The organism is Pseudomonas sp. HMWF006, from assembly GCF_003061205.1.
GTDB lineage: Bacteria > Pseudomonadota > Gammaproteobacteria > Pseudomonadales > Pseudomonadaceae > Aquipseudomonas > Aquipseudomonas monsensis.
In genome coordinates this window covers 695-2,938 of sequence record NZ_QAIU01000249.1, presented here as the reverse complement: position 1 = coordinate 2,938, position 2,244 = coordinate 695, and the positions used below count along the sequence as shown (strand labels likewise).

Below are 2,244 nucleotides of genomic sequence, written 5' to 3'. Positions count from 1 at the left end.
ACACAGAAGTTTCAGGTCGGCGTATCTCGAAAGAACTACGCGGTCAGTCCCCTCTCCCCCCGGGAGAGGGCTAGGGTGAGGGGCTTTTGAAGGCCTGCCACCAAATCAATCCCAACGGAGGCCAACAGTGAAAACCCTCTGGCAACACTGCCACGTCGCAACCATGGCGCAGGGCGTCTATTCGATCATCGAGGATGCAGCCATCGTGACGTCCGGTGCGCACATCGAGTGGATCGGCCCGCGCACTCAATTGCCCTCCGGCGAATACCCGGCGGTCAACGACCTGCAAGGCGCGTGGGTCACCCCCGGCCTGATCGACTGCCACACCCACACGGTGTTCGGCGGCAACCGCAGCGGCGAATTCGAGAAGCGCCTGCAAGGCGTCAGCTACGCCGAGATCGCGGCGCAGGGCGGCGGTATCGCCAGCACCGTGCGCGCCACCCGTGAGGCGAGCGAAGACGAGCTGTTCGCCAGCGCCGCCAAACGTTTGAAAAGCCTGATGCGCGACGGCGTGACCACGGTCGAGATGAAGTCCGGCTACGGTCTCGATCTGGCCAGCGAGCGCAAGATCCTGCGGGTCATCCGTCGTCTGCAGAAAGAACTGCCGATCAGCGTGCGCAGCACCTGTCTGGCCGCCCACGCGTTGCCGCCGGAATACAAGGATCGCGCTGACGCTTACATCAATCACATCTGCGCCGAGATGCTCCCGGCGCTGGCCGCCGAAGGGCTGGTTGATGCCGTGGATGCGTTCTGCGAATACCTGGCGTTCTCGCCGGAGCAGGTCGAGCGGGTATTCATCACCGCACAGCAACTCGGGTTGCCGGTGAAGCTGCACGCCGAACAATTGTCGTCGCTGCATGGCGCCAGTCTGGCGGCGCGGTATCACGCGTTGTCCGCCGATCACTTGGAGTTCATGGACGAAGACGACGCCATCGCCATGGCCAAATCCGACACCGTCGCAGTGCTGCTGCCGGGAGCGTTCTACTTTCTGCGCGAAACTCAATTGCCGCCGATGGACGCCTTGCGCAAACACAAGGTGAAAATCGCCATCGCCAGCGACCTCAACCCCGGCACCTCGCCGGCGCTGTCGTTGCGCCTGATGCTGAACATGGCCTGTACCTGTTTCCGCATGACCCCGGAAGAAGCCCTGGCCGGTGCGACTATTCATGCCGCACAAGCGCTGGGCATGGCTGATACGCATGGCTCGCTGGAAGTCGGCAAGGTTGCGGATTTCGTTGCCTGGCACATTGATCGCCCGGCGGATCTGGCTTATTGGCTCGGTGGGGATCTGGACAAACGCGTCGTGCGTCACGGCGTCGAATCAAGTTTGTAGGAGAGCGGTTGTGGATAAGGTTCTGAGTTTCAAACAAGGTCGCGTGCCGCTGCTGATCAGCATGCCGCATGCCGGTTTACGTCTGACGCCTGCGGTCGAAGCCGGGCTGATCGCGGACGCGAAAAGCCTGCCGGACACCGACTGGCATATTCCGCAGCTCTACGATTTTGCCGAAGCGTTGGGCGCCAGCACCTTGGCCGCCGAGTACTCGCGTTTTGTAATCGACCTGAATCGTCCGTCCGACGACAAGCCACTGTACGCCGGCGCCACCACCGGCCTCTACCCGGCAACACTGTTCGATGGCATCCCGTTGTTCCGCGAAGGGCACGCGCCTTCGAAAGAAGAACGCGCGACCTATCTGGAACAGATCTGGACGCCGTACCACCGCACCCTGCAGCAAGAGCTGGCGCGACTGAAGGCAGAGTTCGGCTACGCGCTGCTGTTCGACGCGCATTCGATCCGCTCGATCATCCCGCACCTGTTCGACGGCAAACTGCCGGATTTCAACCTCGGCACCTTCAACGGCGCCAGTTGCGATCCGCAATTGGCCAGTCAGCTTGAAGCCATCTGCGCGCGCTACGGCAATTACAGCCACGTGCTCAACGGACGCTTCAAGGGCGGCCACATTACCCGTCATTACGGCAACCCGGCCGAGAACATCCACGCGGTGCAACTGGAGCTGTGCCAGAGCACCTACATGGAAGAGTTCGAACCGTTCCGCTATCGCGCCGACCTGGCCGAGCCGACGCGGGTGGTGCTGAAGGAGTTGTTGCAAGGTTTCCTCGTCTGGGGCGAGAGCCACTACAAATCCTGAACACAGACCCACAACCCCCTGTGGGAGCGAGCTTGCTCGCGAAAGCATAGTGTCAGTCGATTATGAGGTGACTGACCCACCGCATTCGCGAGCAAGC

Annotated in this window: 2 protein-coding genes; both read left to right on the top strand. The window is 61.8% G+C overall.

Annotated features, from left to right (window positions below):
- Positions 1 to 127 precede the first annotated feature (127 nt).
- Positions 128 to 1,333: an imidazolonepropionase gene (gene hutI / locus DBR24_RS10150; protein ID WP_128614663.1), complete on the top strand. Its 1,206-nt coding sequence runs from the start codon at positions 128 to 130 to the stop codon at positions 1,331 to 1,333.
- 10 nt (positions 1,334 to 1,343) lie between these two features.
- Entirely contained in the window at positions 1,344 to 2,147 is an 804-nt protein-coding gene (gene hutG, locus DBR24_RS10145; RefSeq protein WP_128614662.1) for an N-formylglutamate deformylase, read from the top strand.
- The last annotated feature ends 97 nt before the right edge of the window (positions 2,148 to 2,244 follow it).